Here is a 19,464-nt window from a genome sequence, read left to right as displayed (position 1 = left end):
GCCTTTCGCCGAGAGGCGACCGCCATCCGTGCCCACCACCTGGCCGCCCCGATCGTGATTCCCCCGTCACGGTCGGGGCTTTCCTTTTGCCCGCATTCGTCCGGCCTTGACTTCGAGAGCGCTCCAATTCGTAGCGTTGCGGCATGACCACTGCACAGCACAAGATCGGCTCGGGCTTCGGTGCCACGAGCACCGCTGACGACGTCCTCCAGGGCATCGACCTGACCGGGAAGCTCGCGATCGTCACGGGCGGCTACTCGGGCCTGGGCCTGGAGACGACCCGCGCGCTCGCCAAGGCCGGCGCCCAGGTCGTCGTACCCGCCCGCCGTCCCGCCCCCGCGCAGGAGGCCCTCGCGGGTATCGACGGCGTCGAGGTGGACGAGATGGACCTCGGTGACCTGGAGAGCGTGCGCGGCTTCGCCGAGCGGTTCCTCACCTCCGGGCGGACCGTCGACTTCGTCATCGACAGCGCCGGGATCATGGCCTGCCCGGAGACCCGGGTCGGCCCCGGCTGGGAGGCGCAGTTCGCCACCAACCACCTCGGCCACTTCGCCCTGGTCGGCCTGTTGTGGCCGGCGATCGAACCGGGCGGCGCCCGTGTCGTCTCGGTCTCGTCGCGCGGGCACCACAACTCCGGGATCCGCTGGGACGACCTGCACTGGCACGACGGCTACGACAAGTGGGAGGCGTACGGGCAGGCCAAGACGGCGAACGTCCTGTTCGCCGTGCACCTCGACCGGCTGGGCCGGGAGCGCGGTGTACGGGCCTTCGCGCTGCACCCGGGCGGCATCCTCACGCCGCTCCAGCGCCATCTGGCGAAGCAGGAGATGGTCGATCGCGGCTGGATCGACGAGGACGGCAATCCGCTGAACCCCCAGGGCTTCAAGACACCGGAGCAGGGTGCGGCCACCCAGGTGTGGGCGGCGACCTCGCCTCAGCTGGCCGGAATGGGCGGCGTGTATCTGGAGGACTGCGACATCGCCGAGCCCGCTCCGGACGCCGACGCGTCCGAGGGGGTCATGGACTGGGCAGTCGACCCCGAGCAGGCGGCACGGCTGTGGGAGCTGTCGGTGAAGCTGACCGGTGTGAACCCGCTCGCCGCGTAGGGCTTCTCAGTCGTCGACGACGGCCGGGGCGGCGTCCTCTCCGACGGTGTACACGTCCTTGAGCTTCACGTCGGAGACCCCCCGGCCCTCCGGGAAGACCCGCCGCCAGTCGCCGATCACATGGAGTTCGTCGGTGCCCATGGCGCGGACGACCAGCAGGCCTTCCTCGTGCGCCTTGTACGCCTTCATCCAGAGGTTGGCGAAGGCCTGGGAGCGGATCAGGTGCATCCAGTCGGGGCGGTACAGCTCCCGGTTGTAGTTGGACTCCCCCATCGTGGAGACGAACTTGGAGTACATCGCCTTCACATACTCCAGCGTCACCTCGTCGTCCTCCGCGATCGCCCGGTCGCGGGCGTCCTTCAGCGCGACCCGGAACTTCTCCAGGAGGCTCTCGGTCGCGCCGGAGGTGAACGACTCGTGGATCTCCGGCGGGTCGCACAGTCCGTGCTTCGGGCCGGACAGCCGAAGCAGGAGACGCAGGGTGGGTTCGGTGACCCACAAGGGCCCTGGCTCGTCGCGGCTGCCGAGCGGGTTCGGCAGGTGGGCGTCGTGCTCCCAGGCAGACGGGGTGATCAGATGGACGCCGGCCCGGCGGCGGTCGTGGTCGAAGCCGGTGGAGTGTTCCAGCTGGCCGATCGGCAGATGCGTCTTGAGTGCCGACAGATATGCGCCGTTGACGTCGAGGGCGGTCACCTCGTGCGCGCCGGGCGGCAGTTCGCGCCGGGCCCACTTGGGGCGGGCCTCCCAGATCTGATCGGAACCGCGAGCGGTCTGTTTGCGCAGGACCTCCGGGATCCACGGGTGCGCCACGACGTCGTACCGGCCGCCCTTGCGGGTCTCGTCCAGCAACGCCATGGCATCGGGAATGGCCCGCTTCACCAGGGCCGCGGTCGCCGCGTCCACATCGCCTTCGTGGCGGGCGAGCGCCTCGGCGACGGCCGCGCGGATCAGGTCGGGCTCTGCGTCGGAGGCGGTGCGCATACGGCGGCCTGCGGGGACGACCTGGACGGGCTTCGCGCCCTGCCGGGGCTGGACCGGTCCGGCCTGCTGCCCTGGCTCCGCGACCGGGGCGGTCGGCGCCGGTACCGGTACCGTCGGGGCGCACTCGGCGGGGTCCAGGTGCTGGGGGAATCCGGCGACCTCATGGTGGGCGGGGCCGCCGCACAGGACGCACGGGCGCGGAGCGCCGAGGGAGGCGACGTCATCGGCCTCGTCGACGGCGTGGCCGCTCCCCTCGTCCACATCCGCCGGGTCGACGGCATCCTCCGTAGGCCCGACCTCTTCCTCTTCCTCGTCCTGGCCCACCAGCTTCGTCCGCGCCCCCTCCAGGAAGTACGCGTACTTCTCGCGCACCTCGCCGCTGGGGTCCCGGCCGGACTCCCAGCCGCCGACGGTGGAGGGGCTCACGCCGAGGGCCTGGGCCACCTGGGCGCGGGAGAGGTTCAGCTTCTCCCGCAGGTCGCGCCGTTCCTCGGCGGGCGGCAGGGGCACCTCCTGGCGGGCGCCCGCCAGAAGCGCGTCGATCGCCTCGAAGTCGGTCATCGGGCCACCGCCGCCGATCCGCCGGTCCTGCGCCGCCGGACGGGCAGGGTCTCGCACGCCCGGGTCGGGCCGGCGAGCAGGTCGAGTACGTCGATGCCGAAGTGCGTGGCGAGCGCGTCGCAGTCGGACAGGCTCCAGGCCGCGCTGCCGGACTGCCGACGGCTCACCTGTGCCTGGCTCACACCGAGTGCGACGGCGAGGTCCGCCTGCGACTCACCGGTCGCGTGCATCAGCGCGGCCACCGCCGACCTCACCCGTTCTCCCAAGGACAGTCCCACCCCACGGACCCTACCCGATCATGCGTCTCGCGTATGAGGCTTGCTGCGTTCGCATGGCGCAACGCCGGAGATCCACCGGGTCCGTCCGGTGGCGCGTCACCCGGAGGACTCGTCCGGTACCGGCTGCTCGGGATGGACGCCTGCCGCGTGCGGGGCACCCTGGCGACCGGTGCCCGCCTCGTCGGTGTCTGGCACGTCGGTGTCGGGCACGTCGGTCTCATCGGTCTCGTCGGGATCGTCGGTCGCGTCGGCGGGCGGCACCTCCCACGGGTCGTCGCCCGGGTCGGCCGCCTGCTGGTCCTGGAGATCACGCGGCACGGGACCCGCACGTCGGTCGTCAGCCATCGCGTCCTCCCTCCGGTGGTGCGAGCGCACCGAGTACCTCCGCGATCACCGGCGAAACCTCAGTGCGGAGCCCGTTCCTGAAGCGCCGCGCGCCAGGCGGGCGGCGGGCCCTCGGGCGCGGGCTCGGCACGGCGGCCGCCGCGGGCGAAGAAGTCGGCCAGCGGCAGGATCGCGGCGCCGACGGTGACCGCGTCGGGGCCGAGCCGGCCCAGGTCGATGGTGACCCGCTCGGCCGGGTGGCGCAGCGCGTACGACACGGCGTGGCGGCGTACGGCGGGCAGGAACCGTGAGCCGAGCTGGAGCCCGGCCCAGCCGCCGATGAGGATCCGCTCGGGCTGGAAGAGGTTGATCAGGTCGGACAGGCCGGCGCCCAGGTACTCGGCGGTCTCCTCGAGGACGGCGAGCGCCACCGGGTCGGCCGCACCGCTCTCGGTCGGGTAGGCGGCGGCCAGCATCGCCGTCAGCGCCGTCTCCTCGTCGGTGTCCTCCGGCGGACGTCCGCCCTGCTCGCGCCACCGCTCGAGCAGCGACTCGGCGCCCGCGTACGCCTCCAGGCAGCCGAGCGCACCGCAGCGGCAGCGGCGCCCCCTGACCCGTACCGTCAGATGCCCCCACTCCACCGCCCGCCCGTGCTCCACCTCGGGCGTGACGAGGCAGGCGCCGACGCCGGAGCCGAAGAGGACGACGACCGCGTTGCGGGCGCCTCGTCCGGCGCCGAACCACATCTCGGCCTGGCCCAGGGTCTTGGCTCCGTTGTCGATGAAGTACGGGACGGTCTCCGGGAGGGGGGAGCCGTCACGGAGCAGCGCTTCGAGGGGGACCGCGTCCCAGCCGATCGTCTGTCCGTGGACCACGGCGCCGCGGTTCGGGGTGCGTTCGACGATGCCGGGGACGCCGATGCCGACGCCCAGGAGCTGTTCCGGTGCGATTCCGGCGGCGGTGAGCACCTCGGTGATGCCGTCGCGGATGTGACCGACGATGACGCCGACCTCGTAGCCATGCTGCGCCAACGGGCGTTCGGTGCGGGCGAGTTCGGTGAGTGTGAGGTCGAACAGCTCGATGCGGACCCGGGTTTCGCCGACGTCGACCCCGATCATGTGGCCACTGCCGGGGGCCACACGCAGCAGGGTGCGCGGGCGGCCGCCGTCGGAGTCGACGCTGCCCGCCTCCTCCAGCAGACCGTCGGCGACCAGGTCGGCCACCACATTGCTGACGGAGCCGGAGCTGAGCCCGGTCACGGGACCCAGTTCGAAGCGGCTGAGGGGTCCGTCGAAGTAGAGCCGTTGTAGTACGGCCGTGCGGTTGGCCCGCCTGAGGTCGCGTACCGTGCGCCCGTTCCGCCCCGCCATGTGGCTCCTTTCGAACCCTGTCCGACCTGCAACATACCTCCGGGGACGGGTCCTGCGCGACTTTTTCGACCCCTTAGTTCATGAGATGAATTAAGACGGGCCTGTCCCTGTCAAGAAGCGGTCAGTTCCTGAATCTCGTCGAGGGCGGCGAGGAGTTCGGGGCCGACCGCCGCCTGGACCCAGCGGTTCCGGTCCTCGCCCACCGCCCGCGGGACCGTCTCGGTGAGCATGATCAGGTAGAGATAGCTGCGGTAGAGGGCAAGACGGACGCGGGCCGGTGCGTCGAAGACGGCATGGCCCCCGGCCTCCCGATAGCCCGCCAGGAAATCCTCGTCCTTCTTGATGTCACCCAGCAGCGCAAGGGAGACGAAGTCCGCCAGGGGGTCGCCCCAGAACATGCGCTCCCCGTCGATGAGCCCGCCGATGCTCGCCACCCCCGTCGAGCGGTCCACCAGGATGTTGCCCGGCCAGAGGTCGAAGTGGACGAGGCACGGGACCGAGACCTCGTCGAGGGCGGGGAGAGCGGCCCGGACGGTGCGGGCCACCTCGCCGGCGGGGCGGGGCAGCTTGGCGCGGTAGTGGCGGGCGTCGTCGAGTACGGCGTCGAGCATCGCGGTGACGGCGGTCCGCCAGTCGGGGGCGAGGGGGCCGAGGGCGCCGGACGGATAGCCGAAGCCGGGGCCCGTCACCCGATGGAGCCTGGCCACCTGACGTCCCAACTCCGTGCGCAGGGCGGCCTGTTCGGCATCCGTGAGTGAATCGTCCCACGGGTCGCCCGGACAGGCGGTCATCAGCAGATGTCGTGCGCCCGGGTCCCCGCCGACCGCCACGACGCGCGGTGCCGGTACGTCGGCCTTGGCGGCCCCTTCGTAGAACTCCGCCTCGGATACGAGGAGTTCGCGTTCGTGGCGCAGGCCGGGCGTGGTCCCCGCGGGCGGGATCTTCAGGACGTGGCGGGTGCCGTCGGTGAGCCGGAGTTCCTCGACGGTGTTGTACGTGCCGCCGTCCAGTGGACGCAGGTGGGCGAGTTGGTGGGGCGGGATCTGCGCCGCCGCCAGGACGTTTCGGGCCCGTTCCCAGGAGTCCACCACCGTGCGCCCACCCCTTCCCTCCGGTCAGCCGGCGGCGTACACGTCCTCGACGTAACGCCCGTCCGCGATCAGCGCGTCGAGCCACCGCTCGGCCGTCGCTGTGTCGGCGTCCGGGGTGCGCTCCCGGTAAAGAGTACGGAACGCGTCCCGCACGCCCGGCGCCATCCGTGAGCCGTCGCCGCAGACATACACCCGGGCGCCCGCGTTCAGCAGCTCCCAGACCTCGGCCGCCTCGGCGGCGATGCGGTGCTGCACGAAGGTCCCGGCGGTACTGAAGGCCGGGCGGAGCGAGACCGCTCCGGCGGTCTCCGCGGCGCGGAGTTCCTCGGCGTGCAGGAAGTCCGCGTCGGGGGCGTCGCAGCCGAAGTAGCAAAGGGCGGGGGCGAGTTCGGCAGCCGCTGCCGTGCGGTCCGCGATGGCGCCACGGAAGGGGGCCAGTCCCGTACCCGCCGCGATCATGATGACCGGCGTGGAGCCGTCGATCCGGAAGGTCTCCCGGCACGGCTGGACGCGGGCCATGATCGTGTCGCCCGGCTCGACGGTGGCGAGGTGGCCGGACCCGGTCCCCCGGTACACGCCGTTGCCCGAGCGGGCCGGTGCCTCCAGCAGGGAGACCATCAGGTCCGCGTGGCCGGGGTCGACGGCGGGTGAGGAGGAGATGGAGTAGTGGCGGGGGCGCAGCGGGGTGAGGATCTCCAAAAGTTGCGGCCAGTCCAGGGCACCGCGCAGTGCCGGGTACGCCTCGATCACCTCGACCAGGGTGCGCGGGTCGTCGGCTTCGAGGGCCGTCAGCGCCATGCGTTCCGGCGGGCAGGGATTGGCGGCGGCGAGCGCGGACAGCTGTGATGCGCTCGGGCGCTCCTGCAACTCGACGTGGTGCATGAGGAGTTGACGTACCGTCAAGGGGCGGTCCACCGCCAGGCCGGCGCGGCGTGGGCGGGCGGCGCGGATCTCCAGGACGGTGTCGGGGTCGACGCCGAGGGCGGCAGCGGCTCGTTCGACGAGGGCAGGGGCGTTCACGGGCAGCACGGCGAGGTGGTCGGCCGTGCGGTAGGCGATGCCCTCCGGGAGTGCGACGCGTACGAACCGCTTGCGGCGCGGGTATCCGGGTGCGGTGAGGTCGTATGCCTCGGTGACCGTCATGGGGACGAGGCCGTGCCGTTCGGCGAGGGCGTCCAGAGGGCCACCGGTCAGGGTGCGGATCTCGTAGGCGGTGTCGGGTACGTCCGCGGGAGCGACGGCGTCGGGGTCGCCGTACTGCTCCAGCAGGGCCGTGCGCAGCTTGACCGTGAACTCCCGCACGGCGCCGGTGAGATCGCCCGAGGCGTCGGCCGCCACGCGGTCGGTGAGCCGGGTGCCGCCGAGCTCGGCGAGGAGGGCGTCGATGCGGGTGGGGACGTGCTGGTAGGTGGCGGCCCAGTTGCGGTCGCCGACGCCCAGGACGGCGTACGTCACCTCGGTCGCGTCCGGAGTGCCGTCGAGCCAGGCGGCGAAGGCGGTGGCGTCGTCGGTGGGGCGGCCGTTGTAGGAGGCGGCCGTGATGACGACGGGGCGGTCGGTGGGCAGGCCGCCGGCGTATGCGTCGAGGGACGCGATCCGGGTCTCGCAGCCGATCGCGGCGGCCTCGTCGGCGAGTTGGGCGGCGAACTCACGGCAGGTTCCGTAGTTGCTGCCGTGCAGGAAGAGGACGCTGGTGCCGGGACGGACGCGAGCGGGGAGGGTGTCGCTGTCGACCGTCGGGGACGCCTCGGCCTGCACGACACCTGGCAGCGGCGCGTGCACGCGGTCGGCCGGTGTGCGCGGGGTGAGCGTCAGCGTGAAGCCCTCCGGCTTCAGGGTGAGCGTCTCCTTGACGCCCAGGCGGTAGTCGGCGTGGTCGTTCAGCCGGTAGCGGTGGACGAGCATCGCCAGCAGCATGGTCGCCTCGTGGAGCGCGAACTGCCGCCCGATGCAGGCGCGTTCACCGGTGCCGAACGGCTTGAAGGCGTGCACGGACCGGGCCGCCTCCGCTTCGGGCGTGAAGCGGGAGGGGTCGAAGCGCTCGGGGTTGTCGCCCCAGACCGGCTGCCGGTGCAGCACCGGGGCGAGCACGGTGACGGCCTGTCCCGCGGCGACCGGGATCCGGCCACCGAGCACCGTGTCCTGAAGAGCGCGCCGGGTGAAGGCGGCGGCCGTCGGCCACAGCCGCAGTGCCTCGTTGAGGACCTGGCGGGTGTAGGTGAGCCGGCCGACCTCGTCGTACGTCGGTTCCGGGTCGGGCGTGTCGCCCCACAGGGCGTCCACCTCGCGCTGGACGAGCTGGAGCGCGGTCGGGTGCTTGGCGAGGTAGTACAGCGCGAAGGACATCGCGCCGGAGGTCGTCTCATGGCCCGCGATCAGGAAGGTGATGACCTGGTTGCGGATGTTGGCGGTGTCGAGCGTGCTGCCGTCGGCCGGGTGCGTGGCGCTGAGCATCAGCCCGAGCAGGTCCTCGGCGTTTTGCTGGTCGGTGCCGGTGCGGGAGGCGATGACGTCGTCGACGACCTGGGCGAGGTAGTCGGCGTCGTCGCGGAAGGCCGCGTCGGCGGCTGAGTGGTCCTCGCCCGGGGTGCGGGCGAGCCGGGTCATGGCCCACTCCAGGCAGCGGACCATCGACTCGACGAAGGGGTGGGGTTCGGCGCGTTCGAAGGAGCCGAAGTCGTAGTCGAAGCCGGCGAGCCCGATGGTGTCGAGGGTCATCCGGGTCATGTCGTCGGGGACATTGACCGGCTGCCCGTCGCGGGCGCCGCGATCCCAGGAGTCGATCAGCCTTCGGGCCACCTTCAGCATCACCGGGTGGTAGGTGCGCATCGAGCCGAGCGCGAAGGCGGGCATCAGGATGTCGTGCGCCTTGGCCCAGTTGGGCTCGTCGTTGTACGCCGTGAACAGCCCGTCGGCGGCGAACTCACGGACGTTCTCCAGGGCGGGCCCGATGTGCTTGGCGAACCGCTGCTCGTCGGCGAGATCGGCGACCAGGTCGAGATCGCCCACGAAGAGCGTGTCCCGCCCGTGCAGCCGCCGCACGAGCACCGGCCCGTGCTGCCGCATCAGGCCCATGACCTGCTGGATCGGCGTGCGTCCCGGTCCGGTGGCGGAGATGTCGACGACGGGGACACCGGGGAGGGTGCCGGCGGTATGGGTGTGCAGCGCGGTGGGGGGCATGGCGCGACAACTGCCTTTCGCGGTACGGAAGTACTGCGCTCCAGGTTGATCGATCGGCCCCGGTGGCCCGGGCCGCGGAACTACATGATTCTGTAGTCGAAAGCGTCCAACAGGACTTGTGTGAGTCCGTAGGACCGCTCAACGTCCAGGTCAGGGGCTCCGAGTCCGCCGTCTCACGCACAGTCCGTGAGACATGTGTGAGACGGCGGCGGCCCCGGACGGTGAGCCCATCACCGCCCCGGGGCCTTGATCCAGAATCTTCCGATCAAGGAGCCGGACCCATGAAGGACCGTACCGCCCACCGTGAGCGCCGCGCTCTGCGTGCCATCGTCCGCCCCCGCTCGGCCGCCACTCGCGCCACCGCTCGCGCGGTCCGTGCCGTGGCCACCGGCCAGCCGCAGCCCGTTCGTACCCGGCTCGACGCCGCCGGGTCTCGACGACGCCACCGCCCACCGGTTCGCCGGAGCCTTCTCCCGTGGCGTGACCGCGGACGGCACCCGCACGACCGCGGTGAAGCTGAAGGGCCGCGCCCGGAAGGCCGTCGCCGTCAAGGTCTACTCAGCCGACACCTTCCTTACGCGCCTGGCCGCCTACCGGCCCAAGGACACCACGGCCGCCGCCTCGTTCGCGCGGCTCGCTCTGGAGGTGGCTGCCTGATGAGCGCCATCCCCGAGCCCACCCGAGATCTCCTCGCCACCGTCCTCGAAGCCATCGACATCCCCGCACCCGACAGCCTCGGCGACGCCGAGACCCGCGATCACATCCTTGCCGCCCGTGCCTTCATGCCGCCGTTGCCCTGCGCAGCATCCTGGGCGGCCACCCGTGCGGCGTCGAGTAGAACACCCGTTTCCTGCACGAGCGACTCACCGAGACGCCGCCCACCGGCTACCGGGCGTGGGGTGAGGACCGGTGAAGCGCGACCTGTTGGCGTGGGCCGCACTTGGCACGGCTCTCGCGTTCACCGCATCCGCTGAGTACATCCTTGCCCGCGCGCGGGTTCAGCCCGGTCGTCGCCGCAGGGGTTCCGGCAGCGCTGGACATCTACGCCGTACGCGCCCTCAGAGTGCACCGCGACGTGCTCGCCGTAGTCCTCGCGATGATCGCCGTCAACGCCGCCTCGCATCTCGTCACGGCCGGTCTGCTGCCGGTGTCGGTGCCGCTCGTCGTCGCCGTCTCCGCCATCGCCCCTCTCGTGCTGTGGAGGGTTCACGCCCTGCGCGATGACGTCGAGGTGACCACCCCTACCCCCCGCAGCACGCCCGCGCAGGTGGTCACCGAGGTGACCGCCGTGCCCGATCCGCTGCCTCATGCGCGGCACGCCTATGTGACCAGCGGCATGACCACCAAGGTGACCACTTCCGTACCCGCCGAGACCGGTCGCCCAGTGACTATCGAACGGCTGCGTTCTGAGCTGGGTCTGTCCCGCCGTGACGCCGCCGAACTACGGCGCGACATCGTCGAGGGGAAGCGGTCATGAACAGCCCGACGTCACGCCGCAGCGTGACCACCTCAAGACAATCGGGATGACCGCCGACGGACACCCCATCTACCCGTGGCCAGTCGCCGCGGCGCCGGTACCGCGGGCGCCCATCAAGGCGTACCCGGTCGGCACGTACGTCGGTGTCGGGTGCCTCGGCGTTATCGCCCTGGCCATCGTCGGCACGGTCCTGGTGGCCATCCTCATCGGGCTGTCCATCGCCCCGATGGTGCTGGCCATCGCTGCCTGCGCCCTGACCATCTGCGTTCTGGTGCTGCGCTCGATGTGGCGCGACTACCGGCGAGGGGCGTGACCATGACTACGGAACACGAACGCCTCGTGCTGGTGTCCCTGGGCAAGGTCGACGCTCCTGAACGACCGCGAGGCCTGCGGCTTGACGGTCTGCGCCGTGCCCTGGCCGACGAACGCACCCGCACCGCTGGGCGCCTGATCGTGCGTCACGGCGCCTACGTCGGCGGAGGAGCGCGCGTGCTGGCACGCCGTACGTGGGACGGCCGCAGCGCTGCCCGGTACGAGCGGATGATCCGGGCAGCCGAAGCGGCAGGGCTCATGGATGAGGTGAAACTGTGGGAGGAGCGTGGGCGAGTGTTCCGGGAGGCTCGTCACCGGCGCCGTATGGAGATGCTCACCGCCCTGATCCGGGCTCCCAAGGCTGTCGGCTCCGCCGTCGTCCCGGGAGCCGGTGCGCTGCTCCTGTGCGGGCTTCTGCTGGCGTGGGCGAACCACGACGTGAGCGACGTCCTCGCCCCCACGCGTGTTGTCATCGAGCTGGTCCGCCTGGTCGCCGTCGTCGCTGGCGTGGCGTGGGAACCAACGCTGTTCGTCTTGCCGTGGATCGGCCTCGCCGCCGTGTGGGCAGTCGGCCGGCACTCACGCACCGCCCCTCAATGGGCGCTGCCGCCGCACCAGCGAGACGACGGCGGACCCATCACGCCGTCCATCGTCGTCGTGGCGTTCAGAGACCTCGGTATCTCCGCTCTGCCCCGTGCCATTGAGGACATGGGCGACATGGGCGCGGCGATGCTCTCGCCGATCGTCATGGCGGGCTGCGGAGTCGAGGTGGACGTGAGGCTGCCCTCGGGCGTATCCACGGACGAGATCCAGAACCGGCGCCGCAAGCTTGCCGAGAACCTTGGCCGTCACGAGCACGAGGTGTTCATCACGATCCCCGAGGCGGCCCGCACCGTACGGCTGTGGATTGCCGACTCAGGGGCGCTGGACGAGCCGATCGGCCCGTCGGCGCTCGTCCTCGACGAGACGCTGACCGCGGACTACCAGACGGGGCGCGCGCCGTGGGGTCAGAACCTGCGCGGCGACGCCACGGTCATCAGCGGCATGTGTTGGTCACGGGCCTGTCCAACCAGGGCAAGACGGCAGCGCTGCGTGCCCTGGCGCTGTGGCTCGCCCTCGACTCCTCGGTTGAGTTCTGGATCGGCGACCTCAAGGGCATCGGCGACTGGGGCATGTTCGAGGGGCTCGCCTCGGTACTGATCCAGGGGCCGACCCACGAACACGCCTGCGCCGTGACCGAGATGGTCGAGGCGGGCCTACAGGAGATGGAGCGCCGCCTGATGGCGCCTCCGGGCACCGTGTTCGACCCGCTCGTCATCATCGTCGACGAGGCGCAGGTGGCATTCATGCACCCGATGAAGGGGGCCGACGACCGTCCGTACGGCGGGAGCAAGGCGACGAGCCGGTACTTCATGGCAGCGCGCCGGATCCATAACCAGGGGCGTGCCGTGTCTGTGACGCTGTGGCAGGGCACGCAGGACCCCACCGACCAGAACTTTCCCAAGCTGGTGCGGGAGGGCGCCCACGTCCGCGGTTCGCTGGTCGTCGGCACCGAATCGCAGGGGCGGATGGCGCTGGGCGACAAGGCCATCGACGACGGCGCCGCGCCTCATCTGCTGCGCCAGGGTCTTGACAAGGGGACGCTGGCCGTCGCCGGTGACGGCATCAAGTTGGAGCCGGGCCAGTCGTCCATCACGGTGCGCACGCACTTCATCCACGACGACCAGGCGCAGGTGATCACCGACCGGGCCAAGGCACAGCGGTCCGGCGTCGCCACCCTGCACAAGCTCGACGTCGTACGAGAGGTCGCCCCCCTCACCGTGCTCGGGACCGCGCCCCGCATGCGGACGCAGGAGGTTCTTCAGCGCCTCGCCGAGCGGGACCCCAGGACATACCGGCCGTGGACGAACTCCGATCTGCGAGAGTTCCTCGACGAGTTCGAGGCGGCGCCGTACAAGTCTGACGGCGTGATGGTCGTCGGTCGTGACCGGATCCGTGACGCCCTTGCCAAGCGGGACGCCGCGTAGGGAGGCGCGAGGGATCAGGGAGAACTCCCTGACCGCCTCCCTGCCCTGCCTCCCTGGGGTGACCTGCGGATACGCCACCCAGGGAGGCCAGGGAGAGCAGGAGGCCGACCCCAGAGAAGCTGCAAACAGGCGCCGCAGCGCGCCCACGCTGCCTCCCGCTCGGGCACAATGTGCTTCCCACGCAGAGCGGGCCCCTGGAGCAGCCATGAGCGTCCTGCAATTCATCTCCTCCGTGAAATGGCCCCTTCTGATACTGATCCTGGTCGCCTTCTCTTGGTGGCGTCTCAGGAAGAACCCCGTCCTGGCAGCAACGTTGCAGAAGGTCCTCGAAGGCAGGAGCGTCCGAATCAGTCTCGCTGGCCAAGAGGTGGAACTGACCCGCGTGGAAGAGGCAGCAGCAATCGCTGCGAGCAGCGACGCCGAGATCATTCGGGCCGCCACAACAGACGGCGACGGTGAAGGTGGCCTAGCAACGGACGAGATCGACGTAGTCCAGTTCCGGCGTGCGGCTGTCGAGCAGCTTATGGCGCGTGCCGCCGAGTGGGGCTGGAACGCAGCGAGAGAGGGATTCCGCTACCGGCCCAGGCCAGCCATCAAGTGGAACCTCGACGGACAGCCGGAAATCGGCTTCGCCACCGGAACGATCGAGAATGCGCGCCTCGAGGATCTCTCGGTCCACATGCAGACCCGCATGTGGCGACCTTCCGAGACAGACGAGTAAGTCACACCAGCCACGTGGAAGTCGCAGAACATCTGGCCCGACCGCCTCACTGCCCACCAGACCGCGCAGCAGCTCACAGCCCCGCTTCTCACGCGGCCAGCGCGAAGATGGAGAGCATGACTCCCACCAGCGCGATCCCCCCATGCAGAGCCACCCACAGCGCATACAGGCGAACCCTGAAGAGGGCACGGTATTTGGATCGGCGCGCGCCGTAAGCGCTCGACCAAGCGGTTCGCACCTCCAACCCGGGGTGCAGCGCCACCAGTTGGTCTCTCAACTCCACAGCAAGCTTGTTGTGAAGATTAAAACGCTCCCGGAACTTCAGGCACGCCAATACGCCGTACACGCCCAAAAAGGCCATCGGCACGGAGATCACCAACGTCGATGTCTCGATCCCTCGCTGCGACACGAGCCCCAGCCCAGCGGCAACTACCAGAATGACGATGTTGGAAAGCGTCGCTCGCTGGTTCTCCGACTACACGGCCGCCTGGCGCTGATCGCGCCAGATCTCCAGAAGAACATCACTAGCGTCGGCTATCTGACCACCCCTAAAGCGTGTTGCACAAGGCTGTGAGCTGGGCATCTCCTGGGTATGGCTGGGGTGTTAAGGGCTGAGCGGGTGTGTGTGGAGACGTTCACGGGGCTGCGGGTGACACACATAACGGGCAAAAGGTGCACGGAGGAGCGGGAGCCCTCATAGCGCTGAACTCCTCGGCGATCCTCGACGCCGTCGCCACACACGCCCTGTCGACCGGGCACTTCGAGACGGTCAGCCTGCACGAGCCGCGGGCGCTCGGCAGCGGCACCGCCGCCTGCGTCACGATGCAGGCGGATCTCGCTCGTCCGGTCATCCGGGCTTGCGACCACGCCGGTGCGGATGGAGCTGTACGTCCACGCGTACCGGCCCACCCTCACCGAACCCGAGGACGGCACCGACGCGGTCCTCACGGCCGCCGTGGACGCCCTGTGCCAGGCGTACATGGGCGACTTCACGCTCGGCGGCCTGGTGGCGAGGTGGACGCGTTCGGGGCGCATGGCAGCGGTCTGGGCGTGCGGACGGGTTCATTCGAGCGCGTGGCGCCCTACCGGTTCCATCGGGTGCTGCTGCCGCTCGTCGTGGACGACGTGTTCGCGCAGCCGCGTAGGCGGTCCTCAGAAGGCGCCAACGATGTTGCCCGCCAGGCCGACCACGACACCGACGGCGAGCAGGACCGGACCCCGATACGCCTTGATCCAAGGCGTCTGCCCGCTGCCCACGACGTACTCACGCAGCCCCTTGAACTGATCGTCGATCGTGCGCTCAGTAGCCTTGAGCGCGCCCTGGAAGTCGTGTCGCAGCACGTCGCCCAACTCCCGCTCACGCCAGGCAAGCTCGTCGGGCAGACCCCGCCGCCATGCCTCCAATGCCTCGATGCGCTGCTCAAGCGTTTGGTTCTGCGGCGTTAGGGCGAGTGCAAGAGCCGACTCCACAGCTAGACCGAGTGAGGCGTACACAGTGCCGGGACGCTGAAGGTACGTCGCCAGGTGGTCACGCGCGGTGCGGATATCGCGAATCGTCCAGACGATGCCCCCGATCTCCAGGACTGCGGCGAGCGAGGCGAGAGTCACGGCGGCGGTAGTCATGGCTGCACTCTCTCAGTCGTACTCGCCCAGGGCGGCGACGAGTTGGCGCCCCTCCTGCGCGCCACGGCGCAGCAGCACACCCGCCGTCGTGTGCAGCTCATCCAACGAGTGCGGACCGCCGACGGCTGCGCGACGGCCGGAACACACAACGCATGGCGACGCACCCACCAGGCCGGCGCGCGCTGACCGCACCGCCAACGTGGCCCCGCCCCTCACCGGGGGGCGGGGCCATTGTCGTACGCCCTCATTGCTCCTGGTTGTTGACGTACGAGGCGAGGAGTTGCAGGGTCTCGGCGAAACTCGCGCCCTGCTCTTGGTGGCGCAGCTTCAGCAGGTGAGCCGACAGGTTCGTGAGGGCGGTGATGATCTCGTTCGTCGGGTCTTCCAGATCTCGCTTCAGCGCTTCGAGCCGCTCACCCATGAAGTCGTTCTCAGACTGGCTCGCGGCCCACGCAGTCATGATCTCGATCCCCAGCAGAGTCAACTCAGTCGGGTATCCGTTGCTCATGGACGCATCGTGGCACGCCTGACCGACAGCAGCGCCCGCCGCCCGGTATGCGTCATCCGCTCCGGCGTGCACCATGGGTGCATGGCTGATTTGTACTTCAGGGGCGGCCCCAACGACGGGCTCGCCCCAACGCTGGCAGCCGATGACGACCATGAATACCTGTGGTTCCAGAACGGCGCCACTGGGAAAACCGAGCGCTACCGCCGGACCAGCGAGACGATGGAAATCAATGGGAGTTCGCGGACCGTCTTCGAGTACGCCCCTGAGTAGGGCCGCCAGCCTGCATAGGGCGGGCGCTCTCGCGTTCAGTGCTCCCACGCTTCCCGCTGCCGCCTCGCCACTCGATGAAGCTGGACTCGACAACGAACGGCTCGACCGCGTCCTCGATGCCATCGCCGCCCGCGACGACGACACCCTGGACGACGAGGGAGGCGCCGAGGACTGAGGGCGTTCTCCCTACCCAACCTCCCTGTACATGACCTGCGAAAATGGCAGTCAGGGAGGCGAGAGAAGCACACCCCGGAAGGCGGGGAACGGGGGGTTCTGCCTCCCTCGGCCTGGTTCCCTCCCCGCAATCGGGCTCAAGCCGTTGTGCCCCGACCGTTGCGGCATGTACCCCTCCGGCGTATGCCGATAGCGGGGAGGGGCAACCATGGAGCTAGCCGACAAAGGGGATCCGGCAATCAAGTTCGGCCCTCTGACAGGACGAGACCAGCAGCCCGAACTGCCGGTCTACGAATTGTATTGGGGTCCGACCAAACCAGTGCCCCCGCCGACTCCTGAAATCATCGTGTGGGAGCGGATGGGATCGGGGCTCCCGACCGCCGTTCCGCCAAGCCCGCGTGCAGCTACGTGCGAATGTCTGCTGCTCGTGCGCATCGAACCCGGGCGCTACCGGTGCCCAACCTGTAAGAAGACCAGATCCTTCGGCGGTCGCCGGGGGCCGATGTAGTCGCGGCCCTCGTTCGTCGCCGCCTGTCTTCGACTGCCCGTCGACCGGCGCACGCAACGTGTGGCGCCGGACATCACTGCGGCACCGGCAATGCCACGGGCGTGGCCTGCCCGTCCCACGTCACGTGAATCGACGTCGGGATAGGCAGACCCATCGCGGTGAGGATGATGAACTCGTGGCCCTCGCCGGGACCGATCGTCACACCGCTCGGCAGGTCGCGGCACTGGTCTGGCTCGCCTGCCCGGACGGTCGCCACATTGACCGCGGGACCTGTGCCTCCGTTCCGCACGATGTACCGCACTCCGGCGATCCAGTCCACCCGCAGCTCAGGCTTGGGTCGCTGCACCTCGGCCTCAGCATCCCGCCGCTCCTGCGCCTCACGCCTCATCTCGGCGAGAGCGGCCTCGTCTGCCGTCGCCGAGCGTTCTGCCGCTACGGCAGACCGGTCCGACGATGCCGCGGACTGCTTGGCTGCGGCCGCTGACTCTCGGCTGTGCTTCAGGGCAATGCCGCTGAAGACGGCCGCCACCACCGCCACCAGCGCGGCGGCCGCACTTGGTGCGTCTCCCCAGTCCATTTCATCTCCCGCCAGATCCCCACGAGTGCCACACGGGTGCCATCCCCTAGTTGAACCCTCACAGCCGACACACCGCATCCTCTATGCGGTTCCACCCTTGCCTGATCTCTGCGATCAGAGGCTGGAGAAGATGTTGCCGACCAGACCGACCACGATGCCGATGCCCAACACGATCGGCCCCCGGTACGCCCTGGTCCGGGACGTCTGACCATCGCCCACGACGTATCCCCGCAGCTTCGTGACCTGGTCGTCGATGGTCTTCTCGGAAGCCTTCAGGGCGCCTTGGAACTCGTTCCTGAGGCGCTCCCTCGCCCTCTCTTCCCGACGGTCGAGTTCGTCACGCAGACCGCGCTGTGCCGCCTCCAGAGCCTGGATGCGCTGCTCCAGCGTCTGACCGTGCACCGTCCCAGTGGCCGTCATCCTCAAGCCGCCAAAGAGGCCGTGAGCCGACCCGTACACGGTGCGCGGAAAATCCAGATACGACGCCAGACGCTGGCGTGCCGTACAGATGTCCTTGATGGTCCGCCAGATGCCCCAGATCTCCAGGGCGGCGGCTATCAAGGCGAGGGTCACGGCAGCGGTGGTCATGCCGGGAGGGTAGCCCTGCACGTGGTCAGTGCAGCGCGTCGATGGCGTTCACGATCAGCGCCCGCGCGTCGGCCCCATACACGGCCATGCCGCGCAGCTGCTCGAACGCCTTCACGTACAGGGTGATCTCCGAGGGCTGGGTGACTTGGATGCGCGCCGACAGCAGCTCCACCGACACAAGCGCGTCGTCGTACACGTGGAACAACTCCTGTGGCCACATGGCGCGTTCCTCGGTCGCGCTGGGGATGATGCCCAGCGACACCGACGGCAGCGCGCCAGCGGTGAGCAGGTAGCCGAGCTGTGCGGCCATGGCATCGCTGTCGCCCAGTCGGTAGTAGAGGACCGGCTCTTCGATGACCATCACGAAGTGGTGCCCGGGTTCGTGCAGGATCCGGGATCGTTCCAGCCTCGCGGCTACGGCTTCCGCGACGTCGTTGGGGATGTCGCGGAACTCTGTGATCGAGGAAAGCAGGCCCGTCGCGTATCCCTCGGTCTGGAGCAGGCCGGGCACGAGCGTGGGCGAGTAGACGCGGAAGAGCTGCGTGGACTGGAACAAGTGCACGTAGCTGTTCTGGAGTTGCTTGAGGCCAGTGCGTACCTTGCGTCGCCATTCCGTGTACATGGACTCGGCGGTGCGGGACTGGGCGATGATGTCCTCGGCCTGGCCCACGGCGCCGCACGCCTCGCACCAACGACGGATGTCGTCAGCTGACGGCGGCGTGCGGGCAGCCTCGATCCGGTACGTCTTCGGGTGGCTCCAGCCGCAGCGCGCGGCCAGCTCGGGGCCGGTGATCCCGGCGTCGGCTCGAAGTTCCTTCAGCCGCCCGGCTACTGCTTTTCGGGCGGCCTGCGCCGAGGACGAGGGAGAAATGGGCATGAGCTGGGCGTGCGCCTTCCGTTCTAGCTGATCTCGTACTGGTCGTGCGGTACGGCACGCGCCCACACCGCTTCGAAGGCGTCGGCGCACAGCTTCACCGCGGCCGGATCATCGCTGATCTCCCCGCCTCCGGACGCGCCTTCGCCGGTGAAGTGGTTCCACCGGATCAGCCGGCCATCGATCAGCCAGAAGTCGTTTCCCGGCAGGGCGATGTCTGAAGCACTGCGGCGAGCAAGCCAGCGCACCTGTTCGCCCGCGGCGACGTTGGTGAAGGTGCCGTCGTACAGGAAGCGGGTGTATTCGCTGACCGGCTCGGAGACGATGCGGGCCCGGCGGACGACGACGCCGCGGCCCACGGTCTCCTGGATCAGGTCGAGCCACGGACGCCACCAGGACGCCCGGTCCGCGATGTCGTGGCGGAAACCAGCCCGCCAGTCGGCGAACGGCCCCTTCTCGTAGTCGACGGCGTAGCTGTCGCGCATCTCCAGATGGACGGCCGTGCTCGTTGCCGAGCCGAGCAGTTCAGGAAACGTCGGCACGCTCGACGGCATCGCAGGCCTCCCTGATCATGTGCACCATCCTGGCGGGGATACGGATCACGGCCTCGTGGTCCGGGATCCCCACCGCGTGGCCGGGCGCCTCGAACTGCGCACACGCCGCTTCAAGTTCCGGACCCGGCTTCCAGCCCTGGAGCACGAGTTCCTGCTTCTCCTGGTCGACCCACACGGTGGGGCTTTCGCCGTCGCCGGTGTTGGGGTCGATCCCGATGAACTGTAGGTCCACAATCGCCTCCGCTGCTCTTCGTGTTCAGGGATGTACACCACGGTCGTTCGTGGGTGTTGGCAGGTCAAGACCATAAACAAGACGCGTGTACATGCGTGCACATTCCTGGAGGTCGTGCAGCCTGCGCT

At 69.6% G+C, this 19,464-nt stretch carries 20 protein-coding genes and 1 pseudogene; 7 read left to right on the top strand and 14 right to left on the bottom strand.

Annotation, left to right across the window (positions count from 1 at the left end; translation table 11 throughout):
• Positions 1–143 precede the first annotated feature (143 nt).
• Complete coding sequence (locus tag KCH87_RS18150) at positions 144–1,106, top strand: SDR family NAD(P)-dependent oxidoreductase (protein WP_210587163.1); 963 nt, start codon at positions 144–146, stop codon at positions 1,104–1,106.
• A gap of 6 nt (positions 1,107–1,112) precedes the next feature.
• Here the strand turns inward: KCH87_RS18150 and KCH87_RS18145 are convergent, their stop codons facing one another.
• From KCH87_RS18145 to KCH87_RS18120, 6 genes are all read right to left on the bottom strand, one after another.
• Positions 1,113–2,648, bottom strand: a complete 1,536-nt coding sequence (locus KCH87_RS18145) for a helix-turn-helix domain-containing protein (protein ID WP_210587162.1) — start codon at positions 2,646–2,648, stop codon at positions 1,113–1,115.
• On the bottom strand, positions 2,645–2,926 hold the full coding sequence (locus tag KCH87_RS18140) for a helix-turn-helix transcriptional regulator (protein WP_210587161.1): 282 nt from the start codon (positions 2,924–2,926) through the stop codon (positions 2,645–2,647). The genes KCH87_RS18145 and KCH87_RS18140 overlap by 4 nt, the downstream gene beginning before the upstream one ends.
• Before the next feature lie 96 nt (positions 2,927–3,022).
• The gene (locus KCH87_RS18135) at positions 3,023–3,271 is read right to left on the bottom strand and encodes a hypothetical protein (protein WP_210587160.1); all 249 of its coding nucleotides are present in this window, start codon (positions 3,269–3,271) and stop codon (positions 3,023–3,025) included.
• Positions 3,272–3,330: 59 nt separating this feature from the next.
• Entirely contained in the window at positions 3,331–4,620 is a 1,290-nt protein-coding gene (locus KCH87_RS18130) for an ROK family protein (protein WP_210587159.1), read from the bottom strand.
• A gap of 110 nt (positions 4,621–4,730) precedes the next feature.
• Positions 4,731–5,711 carry a phosphotransferase family protein gene (locus KCH87_RS18125; RefSeq protein ID WP_210587158.1) on the bottom strand — a complete coding sequence of 327 codons (981 nt, stop codon included), beginning with the start codon at positions 5,709–5,711 and terminating at the stop codon, positions 4,731–4,733.
• 24 nt (positions 5,712–5,735) lie between these two features.
• Complete coding sequence (locus KCH87_RS18120) at positions 5,736–8,891, bottom strand: cytochrome P450 (protein WP_210587157.1); 3,156 nt, start codon at positions 8,889–8,891, stop codon at positions 5,736–5,738.
• A gap of 375 nt (positions 8,892–9,266) precedes the next feature.
• Here KCH87_RS18120 and KCH87_RS18115 point away from each other — a divergent pair, with 375 nt between their 5' ends.
• From KCH87_RS18115 to KCH87_RS18095, 5 genes and pseudogenes are all read left to right on the top strand, one after another.
• Positions 9,267–9,548: a hypothetical protein gene (locus tag KCH87_RS18115; protein WP_210587156.1), complete on the top strand. Its 282-nt coding sequence runs from the start codon at positions 9,267–9,269 to the stop codon at positions 9,546–9,548.
• A gap of 325 nt (positions 9,549–9,873) precedes the next feature.
• Positions 9,874–10,368, top strand: coding sequence for a hypothetical protein (locus KCH87_RS18110; RefSeq protein ID WP_210587155.1), 495 nt, complete (start codon positions 9,874–9,876; stop codon positions 10,366–10,368).
• A 46-nt stretch (positions 10,369–10,414) separates the two neighbouring features.
• Positions 10,415–10,681 carry a hypothetical protein gene (locus KCH87_RS18105; protein ID WP_210587154.1) on the top strand — a complete coding sequence of 89 codons (267 nt, stop codon included), beginning with the start codon at positions 10,415–10,417 and terminating at the stop codon, positions 10,679–10,681.
• Positions 10,682–10,683: 2 nt separating this feature from the next.
• Positions 10,684–12,707, top strand: a pseudogene (locus tag KCH87_RS18100) (ATP-binding protein).
• Between the two features lie 205 nt (positions 12,708–12,912).
• The gene (locus KCH87_RS18095) at positions 12,913–13,428 is read left to right on the top strand and encodes a hypothetical protein (RefSeq protein ID WP_210587153.1); all 516 of its coding nucleotides are present in this window, start codon (positions 12,913–12,915) and stop codon (positions 13,426–13,428) included.
• Positions 13,429–13,516: 88 nt separating this feature from the next.
• Here KCH87_RS18095 and KCH87_RS18090 read toward each other — a convergent pair whose 3' ends face one another.
• From KCH87_RS18090 to KCH87_RS18080, 3 genes are all read right to left on the bottom strand, one after another.
• Positions 13,517–13,837 carry a hypothetical protein gene (locus KCH87_RS18090; RefSeq protein WP_210587152.1) on the bottom strand — a complete coding sequence of 107 codons (321 nt, stop codon included), beginning with the start codon at positions 13,835–13,837 and terminating at the stop codon, positions 13,517–13,519.
• A 743-nt stretch (positions 13,838–14,580) separates the two neighbouring features.
• Positions 14,581–15,051, bottom strand: a complete 471-nt coding sequence (locus KCH87_RS18085; protein WP_210587151.1) for a hypothetical protein — start codon at positions 15,049–15,051, stop codon at positions 14,581–14,583.
• Positions 15,052–15,295: 244 nt separating this feature from the next.
• The gene (locus tag KCH87_RS18080) at positions 15,296–15,559 is read right to left on the bottom strand and encodes a hypothetical protein (RefSeq protein WP_210587150.1); all 264 of its coding nucleotides are present in this window, start codon (positions 15,557–15,559) and stop codon (positions 15,296–15,298) included.
• Between the two features lie 81 nt (positions 15,560–15,640).
• On the opposite strand from KCH87_RS18080, the gene KCH87_RS18075 reads away from it, so the two are divergent.
• Complete coding sequence (locus KCH87_RS18075) at positions 15,641–15,829, top strand: hypothetical protein (RefSeq protein WP_210587149.1); 189 nt, start codon at positions 15,641–15,643, stop codon at positions 15,827–15,829.
• 755 nt (positions 15,830–16,584) lie between these two features.
• On the opposite strand, the gene KCH87_RS18070 is transcribed toward KCH87_RS18075, so the two are convergent.
• The 5 genes from KCH87_RS18070 to KCH87_RS18050 all read right to left on the bottom strand — a co-directional run bounded on the left by KCH87_RS18070 (position 16,585) and on the right by KCH87_RS18050 (position 19,336).
• Positions 16,585–17,088 (bottom strand): hypothetical protein, encoded by a 504-nt coding sequence (locus tag KCH87_RS18070; protein ID WP_210587148.1) that lies wholly within the window; start codon positions 17,086–17,088, stop codon positions 16,585–16,587.
• 114 nt (positions 17,089–17,202) lie between these two features.
• Positions 17,203–17,676, bottom strand: a complete 474-nt coding sequence (locus KCH87_RS18065) for a hypothetical protein (RefSeq protein WP_210587147.1) — start codon at positions 17,674–17,676, stop codon at positions 17,203–17,205.
• Between the two features lie 25 nt (positions 17,677–17,701).
• Positions 17,702–18,553: a helix-turn-helix transcriptional regulator gene (locus tag KCH87_RS18060; protein WP_210587146.1), complete on the bottom strand. Its 852-nt coding sequence runs from the start codon at positions 18,551–18,553 to the stop codon at positions 17,702–17,704.
• Positions 18,554–18,576: 23 nt separating this feature from the next.
• A complete protein-coding gene (locus KCH87_RS18055) occupies positions 18,577–19,104 on the bottom strand; it encodes a DUF6879 family protein (RefSeq protein WP_210587145.1) in 528 nt (175 codons plus the stop codon).
• Complete coding sequence (locus KCH87_RS18050) at positions 19,076–19,336, bottom strand: hypothetical protein (RefSeq protein ID WP_210587144.1); 261 nt, start codon at positions 19,334–19,336, stop codon at positions 19,076–19,078. The genes KCH87_RS18055 and KCH87_RS18050 overlap by 29 nt, the downstream gene beginning before the upstream one ends.
• Between the last annotated feature and the right edge of the window lie 128 nt (positions 19,337–19,464).

The sequence above is a fragment of the Streptomyces sp. GESEQ-35 genome, assembly GCF_017948485.1.
Lineage (GTDB): Bacteria > Actinomycetota > Actinomycetes > Streptomycetales > Streptomycetaceae > Streptomyces.
The sequence above is the reverse complement of the archived record's forward strand: the minus strand, read 5'-3'. Positions and strand labels throughout refer to the sequence as shown.